Source organism: Mesonia maritima, assembly GCF_042433895.1.
In the GTDB taxonomy this organism is placed as follows: Bacteria; Bacteroidota; Bacteroidia; order Flavobacteriales; family Flavobacteriaceae; genus Mesonia; species Mesonia maritima.
This window is the reverse complement of the sequence record NZ_JBHLUA010000012.1, coordinates 510,689-530,210: the sequence shown is the minus strand read 5'-3', so window position 1 is coordinate 530,210 and position 19,522 is coordinate 510,689. Positions and strand designations below refer to the sequence as shown.

18 protein-coding genes and 1 tRNA gene are annotated in these 19,522 nt (G+C 33.9%); 7 read left to right on the top strand and 12 right to left on the bottom strand.

Going from position 1 to position 19,522, the window contains the following annotated elements:
* Nucleotides 1-38: 38 nt before the first annotated feature.
* The 6 genes from accC to pdxA form a co-directional block, all read right to left on the bottom strand.
* A complete protein-coding gene (gene accC / locus ACFFGL_RS09260; protein WP_309726699.1) occupies nucleotides 39-1,397 on the bottom strand; it encodes an acetyl-CoA carboxylase biotin carboxylase subunit in 1,359 nt (452 codons plus the stop codon).
* An 88-nt stretch (nucleotides 1,398-1,485) separates the two neighbouring features.
* Nucleotides 1,486-1,998 (bottom strand): acetyl-CoA carboxylase biotin carboxyl carrier protein, encoded by a 513-nt coding sequence (accB, locus tag ACFFGL_RS09255; protein ID WP_309726701.1) that lies wholly within the window; start codon nucleotides 1,996-1,998, stop codon nucleotides 1,486-1,488.
* 23 nt (nucleotides 1,999-2,021) lie between these two features.
* The gene (locus ACFFGL_RS09250) at nucleotides 2,022-3,017 is read right to left on the bottom strand and encodes a beta-ketoacyl-ACP synthase III (protein WP_309726703.1); all 996 of its coding nucleotides are present in this window, start codon (nucleotides 3,015-3,017) and stop codon (nucleotides 2,022-2,024) included.
* Between the two features lie 213 nt (nucleotides 3,018-3,230).
* Nucleotides 3,231-3,428, bottom strand: a complete 198-nt coding sequence (gene rpmF, locus ACFFGL_RS09245) for a 50S ribosomal protein L32 (protein ID WP_309726705.1) — start codon at nucleotides 3,426-3,428, stop codon at nucleotides 3,231-3,233.
* Between the two features lie 12 nt (nucleotides 3,429-3,440).
* Nucleotides 3,441-3,983 (bottom strand): YceD family protein, encoded by a 543-nt coding sequence (locus ACFFGL_RS09240; protein WP_309726707.1) that lies wholly within the window; start codon nucleotides 3,981-3,983, stop codon nucleotides 3,441-3,443.
* Between the two features lie 71 nt (nucleotides 3,984-4,054).
* Nucleotides 4,055-5,104, bottom strand: coding sequence for a 4-hydroxythreonine-4-phosphate dehydrogenase PdxA (gene pdxA / locus ACFFGL_RS09235; protein WP_309726709.1), 1,050 nt, complete (start codon nucleotides 5,102-5,104; stop codon nucleotides 4,055-4,057).
* A gap of 166 nt (nucleotides 5,105-5,270) precedes the next feature.
* Here pdxA and ACFFGL_RS09230 point away from each other — a divergent pair, with 166 nt between their 5' ends.
* On the top strand, nucleotides 5,271-5,870 hold the full coding sequence (locus tag ACFFGL_RS09230; protein WP_309726711.1) for a riboflavin synthase: 600 nt from the start codon (nucleotides 5,271-5,273) through the stop codon (nucleotides 5,868-5,870).
* Between the two features lie 105 nt (nucleotides 5,871-5,975).
* Here the strand turns inward: ACFFGL_RS09230 and ACFFGL_RS09225 are convergent.
* Nucleotides 5,976-6,049, bottom strand: a tRNA-Ile gene (locus tag ACFFGL_RS09225).
* A 54-nt stretch (nucleotides 6,050-6,103) separates the two neighbouring features.
* Complete coding sequence (mce, locus tag ACFFGL_RS09220) at nucleotides 6,104-6,508, bottom strand: methylmalonyl-CoA epimerase (protein WP_309726713.1); 405 nt, start codon at nucleotides 6,506-6,508, stop codon at nucleotides 6,104-6,106.
* A 105-nt stretch (nucleotides 6,509-6,613) separates the two neighbouring features.
* Here mce and rbfA point away from each other — a divergent pair, with 105 nt between their 5' ends.
* A complete protein-coding gene (rbfA, locus tag ACFFGL_RS09215; RefSeq protein ID WP_309726715.1) occupies nucleotides 6,614-7,009 on the top strand; it encodes a 30S ribosome-binding factor RbfA in 396 nt (131 codons plus the stop codon).
* A gap of 1 nt (nucleotide 7,010) precedes the next feature.
* A complete protein-coding gene (locus tag ACFFGL_RS09210) occupies nucleotides 7,011-8,213 on the top strand; it encodes an ABC transporter permease (protein ID WP_309726717.1) in 1,203 nt (400 codons plus the stop codon).
* A gap of 34 nt (nucleotides 8,214-8,247) precedes the next feature.
* On the opposite strand, the gene dusB is transcribed toward ACFFGL_RS09210, so the two are convergent.
* The gene (gene dusB, locus ACFFGL_RS09205; RefSeq protein ID WP_309726719.1) at nucleotides 8,248-9,243 is read right to left on the bottom strand and encodes a tRNA dihydrouridine synthase DusB; all 996 of its coding nucleotides are present in this window, start codon (nucleotides 9,241-9,243) and stop codon (nucleotides 8,248-8,250) included.
* Between the two features lie 45 nt (nucleotides 9,244-9,288).
* Complete coding sequence (locus ACFFGL_RS09200) at nucleotides 9,289-11,703, bottom strand: outer membrane beta-barrel family protein (protein WP_309726721.1); 2,415 nt, start codon at nucleotides 11,701-11,703, stop codon at nucleotides 9,289-9,291.
* Between the two features lie 178 nt (nucleotides 11,704-11,881).
* Here ACFFGL_RS09200 and lepA point away from each other — a divergent pair, with 178 nt between their 5' ends.
* Nucleotides 11,882-13,678, top strand: a complete 1,797-nt coding sequence (gene lepA, locus ACFFGL_RS09195; protein WP_309726723.1) for a translation elongation factor 4 — start codon at nucleotides 11,882-11,884, stop codon at nucleotides 13,676-13,678.
* 64 nt (nucleotides 13,679-13,742) lie between these two features.
* On the opposite strand, the gene ACFFGL_RS09190 is transcribed toward lepA, so the two are convergent.
* A complete protein-coding gene (locus ACFFGL_RS09190; protein WP_309726725.1) occupies nucleotides 13,743-14,018 on the bottom strand; it encodes a hypothetical protein in 276 nt (91 codons plus the stop codon).
* A gap of 129 nt (nucleotides 14,019-14,147) precedes the next feature.
* Here ACFFGL_RS09190 and ACFFGL_RS09185 point away from each other — a divergent pair, with 129 nt between their 5' ends.
* Nucleotides 14,148-14,909: a YebC/PmpR family DNA-binding transcriptional regulator gene (locus ACFFGL_RS09185; protein ID WP_309726727.1), complete on the top strand. Its 762-nt coding sequence runs from the start codon at nucleotides 14,148-14,150 to the stop codon at nucleotides 14,907-14,909.
* Here ACFFGL_RS09185 and ACFFGL_RS09180 read toward each other — a convergent pair.
* The gene (locus ACFFGL_RS09180) at nucleotides 14,906-16,801 is read right to left on the bottom strand and encodes a cation:proton antiporter (RefSeq protein ID WP_309726728.1); all 1,896 of its coding nucleotides are present in this window, start codon (nucleotides 16,799-16,801) and stop codon (nucleotides 14,906-14,908) included. The two genes, ACFFGL_RS09185 and ACFFGL_RS09180, sit on opposite strands and share 4 nt — an antisense overlap.
* A 176-nt stretch (nucleotides 16,802-16,977) precedes the next feature.
* Between ACFFGL_RS09180 and ACFFGL_RS09175 the strand changes: the two genes are divergently transcribed.
* Both ACFFGL_RS09175 and ACFFGL_RS09170 read left to right on the top strand, forming a co-directional pair.
* The gene (locus tag ACFFGL_RS09175; protein WP_309726730.1) at nucleotides 16,978-17,841 is read left to right on the top strand and encodes an MBL fold metallo-hydrolase; all 864 of its coding nucleotides are present in this window, start codon (nucleotides 16,978-16,980) and stop codon (nucleotides 17,839-17,841) included.
* A gap of 9 nt (nucleotides 17,842-17,850) precedes the next feature.
* Nucleotides 17,851-19,521 (top strand): S8 family serine peptidase, encoded by a 1,671-nt coding sequence (locus tag ACFFGL_RS09170; RefSeq protein ID WP_309726732.1) that lies wholly within the window; start codon nucleotides 17,851-17,853, stop codon nucleotides 19,519-19,521.
* The last annotated feature ends 1 nt before the right edge of the window (nucleotide 19,522 follow it).

Genomic DNA, 19,522 nt, shown 5'->3' with positions numbered 1-19,522 from the left:
ATATAAAAAAACCCCGATTAAAATCGAGGTTTTTCTTTTTAAGGATGTTCCTTATATTTTTCATCCATCTTAAAATCTTCCATAAATTTGGTGGTATAATTTCCAGAAATATAATCTGGATGATCCATCAATTGTCTATGGAATGGGATGGTTGTTTTCACACCTTCGATTACAAATTCATCTAAGGCACGTTTCATTTTATTAATTGCTTCTTCTCTAGTTTGTGCAGTAGTAATTAATTTCGCGATCATAGAATCATAATTTGGCGGAATTAAATAACCACTATAAACGTGTGTATCAATTCTAACTCCGTGGCCACCCGGCGCATGTAAATTACCAATTACTCCCGGTGAAGGTCTAAAATTATTGTAAGGATCTTCAGCATTAATTCTACATTCTATCGAATGCAATTGTGGGAAATAATTTTTTCCTGAAATTGGAACACCGGCTGCAACTAAAATTTGCTCTCTAATTAAGTCATAATCAATTACTTGCTCCGTAATAGGATGTTCTACTTGAATTCGGGTATTCATTTCCATGAAGTAGAAATTACGGTGCTTATCTACTAAGAATTCTACCGTTCCCGCTCCTTCATATTGAATATATTCTGCAGCTTTTACTGCAGCTTCTCCCATTTTTTTACGTAATGCGTCGGTCATAAATGGAGAAGGTGTTTCTTCTGTTAATTTTTGATGACGACGTTGAATTGAACAATCTCTTTCTGACAAATGGCAAGCTTTACCTCTACTGTCTCCTACGATTTGAATTTCGATATGGCGTGGCTCTTCAATTAGCTTTTCCATATACATGCCATCATTTCCGAAAGCAGCACCAGCTTCTTGACGGGCAGATTCCCAAGCAGGTTCAAGATCTTCTTCTTTCCAAACTGCTCTCATTCCTTTACCGCCACCACCGGCTGTAGCTTTTAACATAACGGGATAACCCATTTCTTTTGCTACTTTTTTACATTCAGCGAAATCTTCTAAAATTCCGTCGGAACCAGGAATACAAGGAACGCCTGCAGCTTGCATAGTTGCTCTTGCTGAAGCTTTATCTCCCATTTTGTCGATCATTTCTGGAGAAGCTCCGATAAATTTAATATCGTGCTCTTGACAAATTTTCGAGAATTTAGAGTTTTCAGATAAAAATCCGTAGCCAGGATGAATAGCATCGGCATTGGTGATTTCAGCAGCTGAAATTATATTTGGTATTTTTAGATAAGATTCACTACTTGGCGCAGGACCTATACAAACAGCTTCGTCTGCAAAACGAACATGCAAACTATCTGCATCTGCTTTGGAATAAACCGCCACCGTTTGAATGCCCATTTCTTTACAGGTTCTAATTACACGTAGTGCAATTTCACCTCTATTGGCAATTAGTATTTTTTTAAACATCGTGTGAAATTTTAAATTTTAAATCTTGAATTTTAACCTGTTTTTATATAATAAAAAGGAATATTTAAAAACGTCTGTTTAAAATTTCTTATGATGGATCTACCAAAAATAATGGTTGATCGAATTCTACCGGAGAAGAATCGTCTACTAAAACTTTTACGATTTTTCCGCTAACTTCACTTTCAATCTCATTGAAAAGTTTCATCGCTTCAATTACGCAAAGTACTTCTCCTTCTTTTACTGAATCTCCCACTTCAACAAAAGCAGGTTTATCTGGAGAAGGTTTACGATAGAAAGTACCAATAATCGGAGATTTAACAGTTACATATTTAGAATCGTCTGTTTCGCTAGTTTCTTTCTTTTCTTCTCCACCTGAAGATTGTTGTTGCTGTTGAGCAGCTTGTTGTTGTGGTTGTTGCATTTGTTGCGTCGGCATTTGCTGCTGCATTCCGCCCATTGGTACTTGTTGTACAATAGTGGTTTCTTTTTCTTCTGAGGAAGTTTTGATGGTGATTTTTATATCGTCCATTTCTAACTTCACTTCACTAGCTCCTGATTTAGCTACAAATTTTATTAAATTTTGAATTTCCTTTAATTCCATAATTATAAGGTGTTTTTCGTTTGTTAGGAGTTATAGGCCCATTTTAAATAAATTGAACCCCAGGTGAATCCGCCTCCGAAGGAAGCAAAAATAAGATTATCGCCCTTTTTAAATTGTTTTTCGAAATCGCTTAAAAGCAATGGAAGCGTTGCTGAAGTTGTATTTCCATAACGCTGTATATTCATTAATACTTTGGAATTTTCCAGATTCATTCGATTGGCTGTAGCATCGATTATTCTTTTATTTGCTTGATGAGCAACCAACCAATTTACATCGTCTGAAGAAAGGTTGTTTCTTTTCATTATCTTTTCGCTCACCTCAGCCATATTAGAAACTGCAAATTTGAAAACTGTTTTCCCATCTTGTTGTACAAAATGTTGTTTTTTATCTACCGTTTCATGACTTGCGGGAAGTAACGAACCACCAGCATCAATTTTTAAAAATTCTCTCCCAATCCCATCACTTCTTAAATACTCATCTTGCACGCCGTTTCCTTCTTCATTAGGTTCAAAAAGCGCAGCTCCGGCACCGTCTCCAAAAATGATACAAGTTGCTCTGTCTTCATAATTAATAATAGAAGACATTTTATCTGAACCGACTACCAATACTTTTTTATACCTTCCAGACTCTATATAACTAGCTGCGGTTGACATTCCATAAAGAAAACTGGAACAGGCGGCTTGTAAATCGTATGCAAACGCATTTACTGCTCCTATTTGGCTAGCAAGATATACTCCTGAAGATGCTACGGGCATATCGGGAGTTACGGTTGCAAAAATTACTAAGTCTATTTCAGCGGGATCAAGGTTTCTTTTCTCAATAAGATTTTGAGCAGCTCTAATTCCTAAATAAGAAGAGCCTTTATCGGGATCTTTAAGTATTCGCCTTTCTTTTATACCGGTGCGAGTGGTTATCCATTCATCATTTGTATCTACCAACTCTTCTAACATTTTGTTAGTTAAGATGTCGTCTGGCACATAAGATCCTACAGCGGTTATTGCTGCTTTTATTTTGTTCATAAAAAACGATTTATTACACAAAAGTAGGCTCTTTCCTACAAAATAATCTTGTGAAACTACAAAATTTCACGAAATATGGGGTGCAAATTAAGATGTTTTTAGGACTTAATCAACTTAATGCAGTTTTCATTTTAAAATAAGGGGGATTTTATTGTAAAATGAAAAAACTCTCATCGATTATGATGAGAGTTTTAAGTAAACTTACTTATAATTTTAAGCTTCTACTTCTTCAGTATTGTCAATTAAAACTTGACCTCTGTAGTATAATTTTCCTTCATGCCAGTGTGCTCTGTGAAAAAGGTGAGCTTCTCCTGTAGTAGGATCTTTGGCGATTTGAGGAGCAGTTGCTTTGTAATGCGTTCTTCTCTTATCTCTTCTAGTCTTCGATATCTTTCTCTTAGGATGTGCCATAACTATGTGTTATTATTTATTGTCGTTTAATAGTTTTTTTAATTCGTTCCAACGAGGATCTATTTCTTCATCGCTGTCTTTTTCTTCTTTTTGTTTAGGGGCTAGTTCTTCTAGCTTATCGAGTACTTCTGAATTTAAAGTGCCATCTTCTACTCCAGGATGTATCCTTTTGTAAGGAACTGAAAGAATAATGGCCTCGTAAATGTATTGCTCTACTTGAATTTTATATTCACCATGAGGAATGATTAATAATTCTTCATTCTCATCATTGTATTCATCTCCAAATTTAATTACAATAGAAAGTTCGCCATTTATAGGTTGATCGTAAGGTTCGTTTGTAACATCACAATTGACGTTTACAAATCCTTCTACCTTAAAATCGAGCTCTAACATGGTAGGCTTTTTTTCTAACGTAAGCTCGGCTTTTACATTTACATTATTAAACTCGTTATACTCAAATAACTCAAAGAACGTATTATCTATTTGATAATCATACTGGTGCCTCCCTACTTTTAATCCAACAAATTGGATTTCATACGCTTTAAACTTCTTCATCACATCGGCAGTTTAGGGCGTGCAAATATATAAAATATAATGAATTAACTATATTTATTAACAAAAAATGTTTACAATTTTTTTGATTGCTTTTTTAGCGGGTTACTGGTAAGTGCTAAATATTCTTTTCGGTTTTTAAAAATTTCAATCGCTGAAAAAACGGCTTCTTTAAATGAATGAAAGTCTGCTTCTCCTTTTCCAGCTATTTCGTAAGCGGTTCCGTGATCGGGTGAGGTTCTTATTCTATTTAAACCTGCAGTGTAATTTACACCTTTACCAAATGAAAGTGTTTTAAAAGGAATTAAGCCTTGATCATGATAGGCTGCAATTACAGCATCAAAATTTTTATAGTTTTTGCTTCCGAAGAAACTATCGGCAGAATAGGGACCGAAAACTAATTTTCCCTTTTCACTTATTTTCTGAATTGTGGGTTTTAAGATTTCTTCATCTTCTTTTCCTATTACTCCACTATCGCCACTATGCGGATTGATTCCTAAAATAGCGATCTTCGGTTTTTGAACTTTAAAGTCTTTTTTTAGGGTTTCTTCAATTATAGTGACTTTTCTTGTGATGAGTTCTGGAGTAATGACATTAGCAATTTCTTTTACCGGAACGTGATCTGTTAACAAACCTACTTTTAATTGTTCCCCAACCATGAGCATAAGACTATTTCCTTCTAATTCTTTTGCTAAATAATCGGTATGACCCGGGAAATTAAATTTTTCAGATTGAATTACATTTTTATTAATTGGCGCGGTGACCAACACATCTATTTTATTTTCTCTTAAAGCTTGTGTAGCTGCTTCTAAAGATTTAAATGCGTATTCGCCTATTTTTTTATCTTCTTTTCCGAAGTTTACTTTTACATTTTCTTTCCAAGTATTTACCACGTTAAACTTTCCGTCGATGGCTTTATCTGCGCTATCGATTCCTTGAAAATTCAAACTTAATTTATAGTGTTTTTTAAAAAACGTAAGCAGTTTATTGTTGGCAAAAACTATGGGCGTGCAAAAATCTAGCATTCGGGAATCTTCGAAGGTTTTTAAAACTACTTCACTTCCTATTCCGTTTAAATCGCCAATGCTAATTCCGACGCGTATTTTTTCTTGTTCCTTTTTCATTTTATTTTTTCTTTTACCAGCTTCCATATAATATATAAATTTTTATACAGCCTTCTGCTTTTAAGCGTTGGTTTTTTAATTAACGCACGAAGTTTATCGAAAGCGCCATAAACATAAAATAATAGCTATTTTTGCCTGTACAAATGTAATTAAATAATTGGCAACTATGTTTACCGGAATTGTTGAAGAGATTGGAAAAGTAATAGAACTTAATAGAGAAGGTGAGAATTTACATCTTACAATTGCAGCTGATTTTACTTCGGAATTAAAAATAGATCAGAGTGTGGCGCATAATGGCGTTTGCCTAACCGTGGTAGAAATTCAAGATAACTCTTTTACTGTAACCGCGATTGATGAAACGCTACAAAAAACCAATTTAGGGAAACTAAAACTGAAGGATTCTATTAATTTAGAACGTGGAATGAAAATGAACGCCCGATTAGATGGTCACATTGTACAAGGTCACGTAGACCAAACAGCGATTTGTAAGAAAATTGAAAAAAAGGATGGAAGCTATATTTTTACGTTTTCTTATGATGAAAGTTTACAAAATGTTACTATTGAAAAAGGTTCAATTACGGTAAATGGCGTAAGTTTAACCGTTGTTAATAGTAAGTTGAATGAATTTAGCGTGGCTATAATTCCGTATACTTATGAACACACTACTTTCCAATTTTTAAAGGAAGGTGACACCGTTAATCTAGAGTTTGATGTCATTGGAAAATATGTAAAACGCTTACTAGAAGTGCAAAATAAAGCTGAATAATTTTTCTATTTACATTTAGTAAAGTAAAATGAATAGTGCTAATAAATTTTCAGCTCCATAAAAATTAAACAAAAAACCCAACACGATCTGTGTTGGGTTTTTATGTGGTCCCACCTGGGCTCGAACCAGGGACCCCTTGATTATGAGTCAAGTGCTCTAACCAGCTGAGCTATAGGACCCGGAATGGTTGGCAAAAATATACATTTGATTTTTAGGAGACAACTATTTTTTCCTTAAATTTTAATCTCTTCGCAAAGTTCTACCAATACGCCATGAGAAGATTTTGGATGTAAAAAAGCAACACGCTTATTATCAGCTCCTTTTTTAGGCGTTTCATTTAAAACCTGAAATCCTTTTTCTTTTAATTCTTTAATTTCTTTTTCAATATCATCTACCGCGAAAGCAATATGATGAATTCCTTCGCCTTTTTTTTCTATAAATTTCGCAATGGGACTTTCAGGATTTGTAGCCGCTAATAATTCAATTTTACTTTCTCCCGCTTTAAAAAAAGAAGTGATCACACCTTCACTCTCTACTCCTTCTTCTTTATAAGGTTCTTCATTTAATAACTGACTGTAAAGTTTATTGGCTTCCTCTAAATTTTTAACCGCGATGCCTAAATGTTCAATTTTTTTCATACCTAAATTTAATAAAGAATTTTAAAGTGCACTTTAATTGTAAGAAATTTTCTATTTTATGAACTACAAAAATACCATAACTTTTAAAAACGCTATTTTTGCGCTATGGAAGAAACAAACAGACAGAAAAAAATTGGCGGGGTTTTACAAAAAGATCTTACCGATGTGATACAAGAAGAACTTAGAAAAGCAGGAGAAAATCGCGTAATCGTGTCGGTTTCTAAAGTTCGCGTTACTACCGATCTTTCGATTGCAAAGGCTTATATAAGTATTTTTCCGAATGAAAAAGCGAAGCCAATTTTAGAAGAATTAAAGACGATGAAATCGCAATTGAAACATCAAATTGCTTTAAGAACTAAAAATCAGTTACGAAAAATGCCCGATCTTTCTTTATTTCTAGACGATTCTTTAGAACATATCGATTCGATTGAAAAAGCCGTGAAAGGCAATTCAGATCCTATTAAAAATCCAGATTTATTAGATAAACGTAAAAAATCGTAGGTTGAATTTTTCGTATTATATCGCCAAACGCTATTTATTTACCAAGAGTAAAAACAACGCTATTAATATTATTACCATAATTGCGAGCGTTGGAGTTTTTGCGGGTGCGTTAGCTTTATTTATCGTTCTTTCCGGTTTTTCGGGCCTAAAAGAATTCAGCCTTTCTTTTTCAAATGAATTTGATCCTGATTTAAAAATTCTTCCCGCAAGTGGAAAAACATTTAGTTTTACTGCTGAAGAGGAAAAAAAATTTACTGAAATTTCCGGTATTGCGAATTATTCCAAAGTTATTGAAGAACGAGTTTTACTAAATTTTAAGAATAAAAATCTTCCCGCAATTATAAAAGGAATCGACCGTAATTACTTAAATGTAAATCACATCGATAGTTCATTAGTTGCCGGAACTTGGTTAAATCAATCTGAAAATCAAGTTGTTATTGGCAGTAATATTTCGCGAAAACTTTCACTCGGTGTGATGGATTATAGCGGAATGCTAAAAATTATGGTTCCACGACCAGGAAAAGGACAAATTACCGACCCCACACAAGCGTTTAATACCAAAAATGCGATGGTTATTGGCGTTTATAATATAAATGAAGATCTAAATGCGAAATATATTTTTGCTCCATTTTCACTCGCACAAGATTTACTGGAAATTCAACCGAATAAAGTTTCGACTATAGAAATTCAACTTACCAATGCTGAAGCTGAAAGTAAAGTAAAAGAGGAATTAAAGAATTTATTCGGAAATGAAAATATCGTTCTAAAAAATAGAATTCAGCTGAACGATAAACTTTATAAAATGCTGAACACTGAAAATTTAGCGGTTTACCTCATTTTCACTTTAGTTTTAATTATTGCATTATTTAATGTTGGCGGCGCCATTGTGATGGCAATTTTAGACAAACAACATAATATTAAAACCTTGTTTAATCTTGGTGCCACAGGAAGAGAAATTAAACGCGTTTTCTTTTTGCAAGGTTCACTACTTACTTTTATTGGCGGAATTTTAGGCTTATGCATCGGATTTATAATTGTGCTATTACAACTGAAATTCGATTTGGTTATGATAACCCCAACGCTTGCTTATCCTGTAAAAATTGAAGTTGAAAATTTAATCGTAGTGTTTTTTACCATTATGATCTTAGGCGTAACCGCTTCTTATATTGGCGCCACTCGCGTGGGAAAAGTATTACGGGATTAATTTATTTTCCTTAATTCCGCAATAAAAAACTTACTTACCGCGTAAACACAAAATCATCAAACTCCTGCTCTACCTCATCAAAAGCGGCAAAAACATCGGCAGCATCGTCGCTGGTAACCATTTTCATTCGGTATTCTTTAAAATGTGGAATTCCTTTAAAGTAATTGGTGTAATGACGACGCGTTTCAAAAACACCCAACTTCTCCCCTTTCCAATCAATTGCCATTTGTAAATGACGTCTGGCAGCATCTACACGTTCTAACATTGTTGGGGGATCTAAATGTTCTCCGGTTTCAAAATAATGTTTTACTTCTCTAAAAAACCACGGGTAACCAATACTTGCTCTACCAATCATCGCGCCATCTAAACCATATTTATCACGCATTTCTAAGGCGCGTTCCGGCGAATCTACATCGCCGTTTCCAAACACCGGAATATGCATCCGCGGATTATTTTTTACTTCAGCAATCGGTTTCCAGTCGGCTTCACCTTTATACATTTGAGCTCGGGTTCTGCCATGAATTGAAATTGCTTGACAGCCTACATCTTGTAAACGTTCGGCTACTTCTACAATTTTTATAGAATCGTGATCCCAACCTAATCGGGTTTTTACGGTTACCGGAAGTTTAGTATGTTTTACCATGGCTTCCGTTAAAGAAACCATTAAATCGATATCTTTTAAAATTCCGGCTCCAGCTCCTTTAGAAACTACTTTTTTTACGGGACATCCAAAATTAATATCGATAATATCTGGACCTGATTTTTCTACAATTTCTACCGACTCGAGCATAGATTCTAGATTGGCTCCGAATATCTGAATTCCCACAGGTCGTTCTTTTTCATAGATATCTAATTTCATGACGCTTTTTGCCGCATCACGAATTAATCCTTCCGAAGAAATAAATTCAGTATACATTATATCGGCGCCTTGTTCTTTACACAGGGCTCTAAATGGCGGGTCGCTCACATCTTCCATTGGTGCTAACAACAACGGAAAATCTCCTACATCTATATTTCCTATTTTTGCCAAATCGGTTTGTTTTAAGGCGCAAAATTAATAAATAAACAGGAAATATTAATTTAAACGTTCTTCTTCTTGAATATTAATAGATTTTTTATTGTTACTAAGGTTAAAATTACCAAGGTTATACGTTAGTCCTAACCGAATGTAACGGTTTTCAGGTTGAGCAAAATAACCATTGTCTTGATTTAAGTAATTAGAGCGCAACCAAGAAGATCGCTGATTGAGAATATCTGCAAGGTGAAGCGAGACTTCTCCTCTTCCTTTCCACAAGGTTTTTCTTAGCCCGGCAGAAAGGGTAATCATTTCATCAATTTGGTAGGAGCCGCGAATGAAAGAAGAAATGTATAAAAAATTTAAATCTGCAGAAAAAGTTCTGTCTTTTGATAGTTGAATTGAATTATAAATGGAAGCATAAAATCCATCGGTTTGGTTGGTAACATTTTGATTGTTGCTTTCTAAAGCAATAAAAGTTTCTTCTTCATGATAAACCGATAAAATGGCTTGAGAATACCACCCTTTTTTTATTGAACGACTATGGAAAAGTTCGATTCCATAAGAATTACTTTCTAAAACGTTGGCGTAAATAGAGCGCAAATAACGTTTTTCATTATTCTGAAAAACTAGTTGACTGGCGTTTCTTCCGTTATCACGATAATAAACATCTAGAAAATATGCGTTTTTAAAAGAATAATTTAAATTGAAATTATTACTAATAGATGCCACCAAATTTGGGTTTCCGGTTTGGTAATTGTTTTCATTTAAAAAGTACCGAAACGGATTTAAACTGTTGTAACGCGGTCGTGCAATTTTGCGATGATAACTTAGTGAGAAACTGTGATTTTTTTCAGGTTTATAGGTCGTTTCCATACTAGGGAATAATTCTGTATACGTTCTAGTATTGTTATAATTCTCGGTATAAGAAACGCCTGTTCGCTTTGTATTTTCTACTCGTAAACCTAATGCTAAATTAAATTTTTTCCATTTGCGTTCTGTTTCTCCGTAAAAAGCAACTACAGTTTCATCATAATCAAATCTGTTAAAATTATTGATGTCATTAAAGCTCGGTGCTTCTGAATTTACATCGAAAAAATTCAGTGTGCTATTAGAGTTTATTCTAGAAACTTTTGTTCCGCTATTAAATTCGAACTCACCAAAAAAAGTTTCAAAATCAAGCTGAAACGCATATATCTGTATATGCTGATGATTTCTATTAGAAAAGGAGTTCTGATTTAGTAAAGTATTATTAGGAGATAAATAAGTTGTTTCAACATATTGAGTTTCATGTTCATCGTAATATGTTAAATGCGTAGTTAATGATAAAAGTGTTTTCTCTTTCTTAAATTTATGCTCGAAACGAAGATTAGTAGAAGAGTTTAATAAATCTTTTTCTAAGAAATTATTAGTGCTAAATAAAGAATCTAATTTATTTTCATTACTAAAAACCTTTGTTTTTACATCATTTTTCACATCACTATTGGGAGAAAATAATAAAGTGTTGTTTAAGCTTAAGGTGTTGTTACTATCAAACTCATAGTCCATGATTATGTGCGCATTTTGAGCGTTACTATTTTCGGTTTTATTGAAATCGGTTTGCCATTTTTCCAATAACATTTTATCCATCGAAAAATAGTTAATATAACTGCTATCGTTTTTAAATTTCTTTTGAGGATTTACACTATAATTTACAAAAAAATTGAACTTTTTAGTGCGTAAATAATGACTTGTCCCTATTTGGTATTTGGCGTAAACTCCTTGGGTGTAATTTTTATAAATGCTTCCTTTATAGGTAGGAATTAAAACTTTTGAAGTAATTATATTAATAATCGATCCATCTTCAGCATCATATTTAGCCGAGGGATTTTCAATAACTTCAATAGTTTTTATATTTTCTGCTGAATAGCTTTCTAAAAGTTGCTTTCGTTCTGAAGAAGATAAATATACTTTTTGGTTGTTTATATAAATTGTCGCGTTCCTGTTTTTAATAAGCAAGTTGTCGGAAATTACAATCACTCCTGGCGTTTGTTTAAGTAAATTCCACGTATTTCCTGAAGATAAACTGGTGTTTTCAACTTCAAAAATTAATTTTCCGTTTTCTTTCCTTATTTCCGGCTGATTGATTTCAATTTCCACCTCAGCTAAACGCGAGTGTTTTGCAATGAGCATAATATCTTTTAAAACCAAATGATCTTTTACGGTAAATTTTAATTCGTGGGTTTTATAACCCATATAACTTAGCGATACCGTGTAATCATCTTCAGGGATATTACTAAACTGAAAACTGCCGTCATCTTCAGAAACTGTTCCGTCAACAAAAGAAGAATCACTTTCTTTAAATAAAGAAAGATTTACATAAGACAGCCCTCTAGAATTTTCATCTAAAACTTTTCCTGAAACATTAAACTGAGAAAAAGCAAGATTTGAAAAGCAAAAACCAATACTTAATATGAGAAAATGAACTCCTTTCAATATTTCAAATGTTGCTGGCGTAGTTAACTAAATAATATTGCAATATAGGATAAACTTCATAAATAGAAGAAGGATATTTCATTTTCAAAAAACTATATTTGCAACAAATTCTCTTGTTGAGGTCTTATAAAGAGTACTTTATCTTACCTTAACTAATATAAATGAAGTTGAGACTTATATGAAGCATATTCGAAATTTTTGCATAATTGCCCATATTGACCACGGTAAAAGTACCTTAGCCGACCGATTGTTAGATTTTACCGGCTCGGTTACTGAACGTGAAAAACAAGAACAACTCTTGGATAGTATGGATTTAGAACGTGAACGTGGTATTACCATAAAAAGTCACGCCATACAAATGAATTTCCCTTATAACGGTGAAGAATATGTTTTAAATTTAATTGATACTCCGGGTCACGTCGATTTTTCTTATGAAGTTTCTAGATCAATCGCTGCATGTGAAGGAGCTTTATTAGTTGTCGACGCTGCACAAAGTATTCAAGCACAAACTATTTCTAACTTATATCTTGCGTTAGAAAATGATTTAGAAATTATTCCCGTTTTAAATAAAATCGATTTACCTAGCGCAAATCCTGAAGAAGTTACCGATGATATTGTAGATCTTTTAGGATGCGATCCCGATGAAATTATTCCTGCCAGTGCAAAAACCGGATTAGGAATAGAAGAAATTTTAAAAGCAATTATTGAACGTGTTCCTGCACCAACTGGTAAAGTTGATGCTCCACTTCGCGCTCTAATATTCGATTCTGTCTATAATCCATTTCGTGGCGTAGAAACTTTTTTTAGAGTTATAAACGGAAGTATAAAAAAAGGACAAAAGATTAAATTTGTAAACACCGGAAAAAATTATTTTGCCGATGAAGTTGGAACATTAAGACTGAAACAATTTCCGCAGAAAGAAATTAAAACCGGCGATGTAGGTTATCTCATCACTGGAATTAAGGACGCGAGAGAAGTAAAAGTAGGAGATACGATTACCGATGCTGAAAATCCAACTACTGAAGCCGTGGCAGGATTCGAAGATGTAAAACCGATGGTTTTTGCCGGTATTTATCCGGTAGATACCGAAGATTATGAAGAACTTCGTTCGTGTATGGAAAAACTTCAGTTAAACGATGCTTCGTTGGTTTTTCAACCGGAAAGTTCTGCGGCTCTAGGCTTTGGTTTTCGTTGTGGTTTCTTAGGAATGTTACATTTAGAAATAATACAAGAACGTTTAGAGCGTGAATTCGATATGACGGTGATTACTACTGTTCCTAACGTTTCTTATTACGCGTATTCCAACAAAGAACCCAATGAAATTATTTTAGTAAATAATCCTACCGATTTACCCGAACCTTCAAAATTAGATCGTGTAGAAGAACCTTTTATTAAAGCTACCATTATTACGAAAGCAGATTTTGTTGGTCCTGTAATGTCACTTTGTATTGAAAAACGAGGTGAAATTGTAAATCAGACTTACTTAACGCCAGAGCGTGTGGAGCTTACATTTAATATGCCTTTAGCTGAAATTGTCTTTGATTTTTACGATCGTTTAAAAACCGTTTCTAAAGGTTACGCTTCTTTTGATTACGCACCAATCGGTATGAAAGCCTCCAAACTTGTAAAAGTTGATGTACTTTTAAACGGAAACACCGTAGATGCACTTTCTGCTTTACTTCACGTGGATAATGCATATGATATCGGAAAAAGAATGTGCGAAAAATTGAAAGAATTAATTCCACGTCAACAGTTTGATATTCCTATTCAAGCAGCAATTGGAGCTAAAATTATTGCTCGTGAAACTGTAAAAGCTTTACGAAAGGACGTAACCGCTAAATGTTATGGTGGTGATATTTCTCGTAAACGTAAACTTTTGGAAAAACAGAAAAAAGGTAAAAAACGAATGCGAGCTGTAGGAAATGTAGAAATACCGCAAGAAGCATTTATGGCTGTTCTAAAGCTAAATGATTAAATAAAAAAGCTCTTGAAAATTTCAAGAGCTTTTTTATTATTAGGAATTATCCTAATCCAGTTAATTATTCTTCTCCTTCACTTCCGCCTTCATCTTCACCACCGCTAGAACATTCTACTGTCTGGGCAGTTTGTGCATTTGGGCAAAGCGTTTCCGCATAAGCTTCAGCAGCAGAATTCAATCGCTGGCAATTTGAACTTGTAGGGTCGTTAGAATAGGCTTCTAAAGCCAAGGCATATGCTTGAGCAATATTTTCACAACTAGTACCGCCTTCATCTTCAGAACAAGAAGCAATTAATACTACTGAAAATATCGTTAGTGATAATAAATATTTTTTCATAATAGGATTTTATCAATATTCAGCAATATATATTTTTTAATAGTTATTTCAAAAAAACTTAAAAAATGCTTTTTCTGAAATATCAATTTTTATTAGCTTGTATTTACATTTTTTAAAAATCAATTTATTTTGGCAGGACATAGTAAATGGGCAAATATAAAACATCGAAAAGGAGCTCAAGACAAAAAAAGAGCTAAACAATTTACCCGAGCAATTAAAGATATTACTGTTGCGGTGAAAGAAGGCGGAGGTCCCGATGCAGATTCAAACCCAACACTTCGTAATGCAATTGCTAATGCGAAAGGTGTAAATATGCCTAAAGACACCATAGAAAGAGCTATTAAAAAAGCAAGTGGCGCTGACGCTGAAAATTATGAATCGGTTACTTTTGAAGGTTACGGACCAAACGGAATTGCAATTTATGTGGAATGTACCACCGATAATACGAATAGAACGGTAGCGTCGGTACGATCAATTTTTTCAAAAAATGGTGGAAATTTAGGAACTAATGGATCTTTAGAGTTTTTATTCGACAGAAAAGGAGTTTTTGCGATTGAAAAGGAAAAGTTGGAAATTTCTATTGAAGAATTAGAATTGAAACTTATCGAGGCTGGAGCAGAAGATTTTGAAAATGAAGAAGAACTGCTCACTATTTATACCGATTTTACTGATTTTGGTAAAATGGCTGAGGCGTTGGAAAACTTAAATATTGAAGTTAAAAATTCTGAATTACAACGAATACCTTTAAATACTACCGAACTATCTTTAGAAGACGCAAAAAAAATTGTAGCCTTAATCGATAAGTTTGAAGATGATGATGATGTGCAAAATGTATTTCACACCTTAGCATTAACACCTGAATTATTGAAAGCTATTGAAGAGGAAGATTAATTATTTTCTTCCTCTTGTTTTTTATCGTCTTCTTCAACTGTATTTTCTAAATCAGTTTCTTCTTCGGTTTCTTCTAATTCCAACGTTTTTCCTAAATAAACTAACATACAGCCTTCTTCTATTTCAACATCTTGACTGTTAGAGGGAATAATACTTAAATCTCCTTCGTTATTTTTTACGAATAAAGGAATAATTTCAGGATCGGTTTTAGTAATTTCAATTAATCCGCCGTAATGTTCTTGCGAATTAATTCTTATCTCCTGAATTACTGGATATTTTCGAGCAACTTCAGTTAATTTTATATAATCATCGGTGTGTGAAAATAAACCTTCTTTTGGGTTATTTTCAGGATCCGACATTTCATCAGAAGAAACCACTCTAAACGAACCGTTTTCACCAAAATGTTTCTGAAATTTCTCGATCGCCATATTATTAATTTCAGAATTTCCGGTAAGTGCCATTAAATACCCTACATCATTCAATTCAATATTATTTATTAACTCATCTTCATAAACACTTCCTTCAATAGCTTCAAGTCCTAATTCTTTTGCTTTTCTCACATTGGTTCGGTTATTATCTACTAAAACAACGTGACGATTATTTTTCTTCAAATAAGTAGCAATTAAACGTGAAATTGATGAAGCGCCAATAATTAAAATTCCTTCGGAATGTTTTAAAAATACACCGACAAATTGTGCAAAAAATCTTGCCGTTGTAGCGTTTAAAAGTACCGTTCCTAAAACTACCATAAAAACTAATGGTGTAATATATTCTGCACCTTCTATACCTTGACTTGCTAATTTTAAACCAAATAGAGAAGCGATACCAGCGGCTACGATTCCACGTGGACCTACCCAACTTATAAATAATTTTTCGTTGAATTTGAGTGATGAATTTATACTACTTACAAACACACCTAAAGGACGAACTAAAAATACAACTACGGTAAATAATAAAAGTGCGTTCCAATTATAAACCAGTAGCAAGTCATCAATATTTATATTAGCTGCAAGAAGAATAAATAAAATTGAAATTAATAATACACTCAATGATTCTTTAAAATAAAGGAGTTCTTTAATATTGGGTAGATTAATATTCCCTAGAACCATTCCCATCACAACTACCGCTAATAATCCGCTTTCGTGTGCGAATAAATCGGCCAATACAAAAACTCCCAGAACAGTTGCTAACGTAAAAACATTTAATAAATAATGCGGAATAATATTTTTCTTTATACATAAAGCTAAACCGTGGGCAAAGGTAAAACCAAACGTAAAACCGAATAGCACAATTTTTCCAAAACCAATTAAAGCCGTTTCTGTAAATTCTTTTCCTTCACCGGCGCTAATAAATTCAAAAACTAATACCGCGACTAATGCGCCAATAGGATCGATTAAAATTCCTTCCCATTTCAAAATTGCCGAAACATCCTTTTTCAACGGAATATTCCGTAAAATAGGAGTAATTACAGTCGGTCCGGTTACAATTATTAAAGCCGCAAAAAGAAAGGAAATTTGCCAAGAGAGGTCAAAAATAAAATGAGCAGCTATTCCTGCACCAATAAAGGTTACAATTACAGCAACCGTAATTAATTTTACGATAACAGGACCAACATTTAAAACTTCGCCTCGTCGCAGGGTTAATCCGCCTTCAAAAAGAATAATACTAATTGCTAACGAAACAAAATAAAACAGACTTTCCCCGGGAAATAATCCTGAATCTCCATTCCAAATAGGTTCAATTAATTTTCCGCCGTCTGCGGTAAAGAGTGTGGCAATAGGGCCTACCGCTAATCCAATAAGAATAAGCGGTAAAATAGCGGGGATTTTAAATTTCCATGCAACCCACTGTGCTAAAATCCCTAAAATTATAATTCCGGCAAGTTCTAACATCAATTGTAAATTTACTGCAAAATAACTTTTTTTGCACAAATAAAACCTATTTCGTACAATGGTTTCTTTAAAATAACTTCTCAGTTACAAACTATTGTTAAAACCTTATAAAGCACAAGTTAAAAAAATTCATTTTCATAATTTGCGATGTTTTCAAGTAACCAAAAATCAATTTTATGAAATTACATCCCATTGAAGCAGGAAATTTTAAATTAGATGGAGGCGCGATGTTTGGAGTAGTTCCTAAATCCTTATGGAGTCGAACTAATCCTTCCGATAATAACAATATGATTGATATTGCTGCAAGGTGTTTATTAATTGAAGAAGGCGATAAGTTAATTTTAATTGATAATGGTCTTGGCGATAAGCAAAGCGAAAAATTTTTCAAACACTATTACCGTTGGGGCGATCATTCCCTTGATAAATCATTACAAGAAAAAGGATTTCATCGTGATGATATTACCGATGTTTTTCTAACCCATTTGCATTTTGATCATTGTGGCGGAAGTATTCAATGGAATAAAGACCGAACCGGTTACGAACCGGCATTCAAAAATGCTAAATTTTGGACCAATGAAGAACATTGGGATTGGGCGCTGCAACCCAACGCGAGAGAAAAAGCGTCATTTTTAAAAGAAAATTTAATCCCGATGGAAGAAAGCGGACAATTAAATTTTCTCGATAGAAATGAAAAAGGATCTAATTTCTACGATTATTTTAATTTTGGCGTACTCTTTGTCGATGGTCACACCGATAAACAAATGATACCGCATATTAGTTATCAAGGTAAAACAATCGTTTTTATGGCAGATTTGTTACCAACTGCCGGTCACGTCCCGTTGCCGTATGTAATGGGTTACGATACGCGACCTTTATTAACGTTAGCTGAAAAACGTGCTTTTCTAGACAAAGCTGCAGAAGAAGGATTCTATTTGTTTTTAGAACACGATGCACATAATGAAATTATTACGCTTAAACATACCGAAAAAGGCGTAAGACACGATAAAACCTATACATTTAACGAAGTTTTTAATTCATAACAAAACCCAATGAAAAGAAGATTTATTAAACCAACATTCGCTGCTTTAATTGCAGCTGTTTTTGCCACCTCTTGTGGAACTACCGGGCCAACAATTACTTCAACGCCCATCGAAAATATCGATCAGCAACCCCTAAAAAATTCAGAATTAAGTGAAACCGAACTTAAAGGTTGGGGTGGTGCCGATTTAAAGAAAGACACCATTCCCGGAATGAGCGTTCAAAAAGCTTATGATGAAATTATTAAAGATTACAAAGGAAAAACCGTAATCGTTGGTGTTGTAGATAGCGGAGTTGATATTGAACATGAAGATTTAAAAAGCAACATTTGGACAAATGAAGATGAAATTCCAGGAAACGGAATAGATGACGACAAAAATGGTTATGTAGATGATATTCACGGCTGGAATTTCTTGGGCGATGCAGTAGGAGAAAACATGCAGTTCGTTAGAATTCTTAAAGATTTAAAACCTAAATATGAAGGAAAATCTGCTTCAGAAATAAGTGAAGCCAATAAAGAAGAATACGAATTATACACTAAGGCTCAAGAAGAATACAACAAAGAGTATAATGAGATTTTAAAAAATAAAAATTATTATGCGCAATTACAGCAACAGCTGGAAATGGCGCAAAACACCGTTAGCCAAAAATTGGGTAAAGAAAACTTTACAAAAGAAGAGCTTGCAAAAATGGAAGCCGATACTGAAAAACTTCAGCAATCGAAAGCATTTTTAATGCAGCTTTTTAATAATACCGATGATTTAGCTGAAGTTGACGAACAACTTACCGGTGGAATTGAATATTTTCAAGGGAGATTAGATACGCATCTTAATATGGATTTCAACGGAAGAAAAACCGGTGATGACGTAAACGATTTAACCGATACAGATTACGGAAATAACGATGTAGACGGTCCAGATCCTAAAAAAGAAGATGCAAAACATGGTACGCACGTAGCCGGAATTATCGGCGCGGTTCGTAATAACGGAATTGGAATGAACGGTGTTGCCGATAATGTAAAAATTATGGCGGTTAGAGCAGTTCCAGATGGTGATGAATATGATAAAGATATCGCTTTGGGTATTCGTTATGCGGTAGATAATGGTGCAAAAGTAATTAATACCAGTTTCGGGAAATATTTTTCTACACATCCAGAATGGGTGATCGACGCGATAAAATACGCTGCTAAAAAAGATGTTTTAATTGTAAATGCAGCTGGAAACGACGGTTTAGATTTAGATTCTAGTCGAGTTTATCCTAATGATCAAGATCCTGTGAATATCGAAGAAGTGGCAGATAATTTCTTAACCGTTGGTGCTTCAAACTACGAATACGGTTCAGGTCTTGTAGCTAGTTTTTCTAACTACGGAAGAACAAATGTAGATGTATTTGCACCAGGAACTAAAATTTGGTCAACTACACCTTTAGACAGTTATGAATATTTACAAGGAACTTCCATGGCTTCTCCGGCAGTAGCAGGAGTTGCAGCTGTAATTCGTTCATATTATCCAAAATTAAGTGCAGCTGAAGTAAAAGATATCATCATTAAAAGTGGATTAACTTCTTCTGCTGATGTTATCGTGGGCGGAGATCCGGAAGACGTAAGACCATTTACTGAATTATCAACTTCAGGAAGAATGGTAAACCTTTATAATGCCTTAATTATGGCAAGCAAAATGTAAT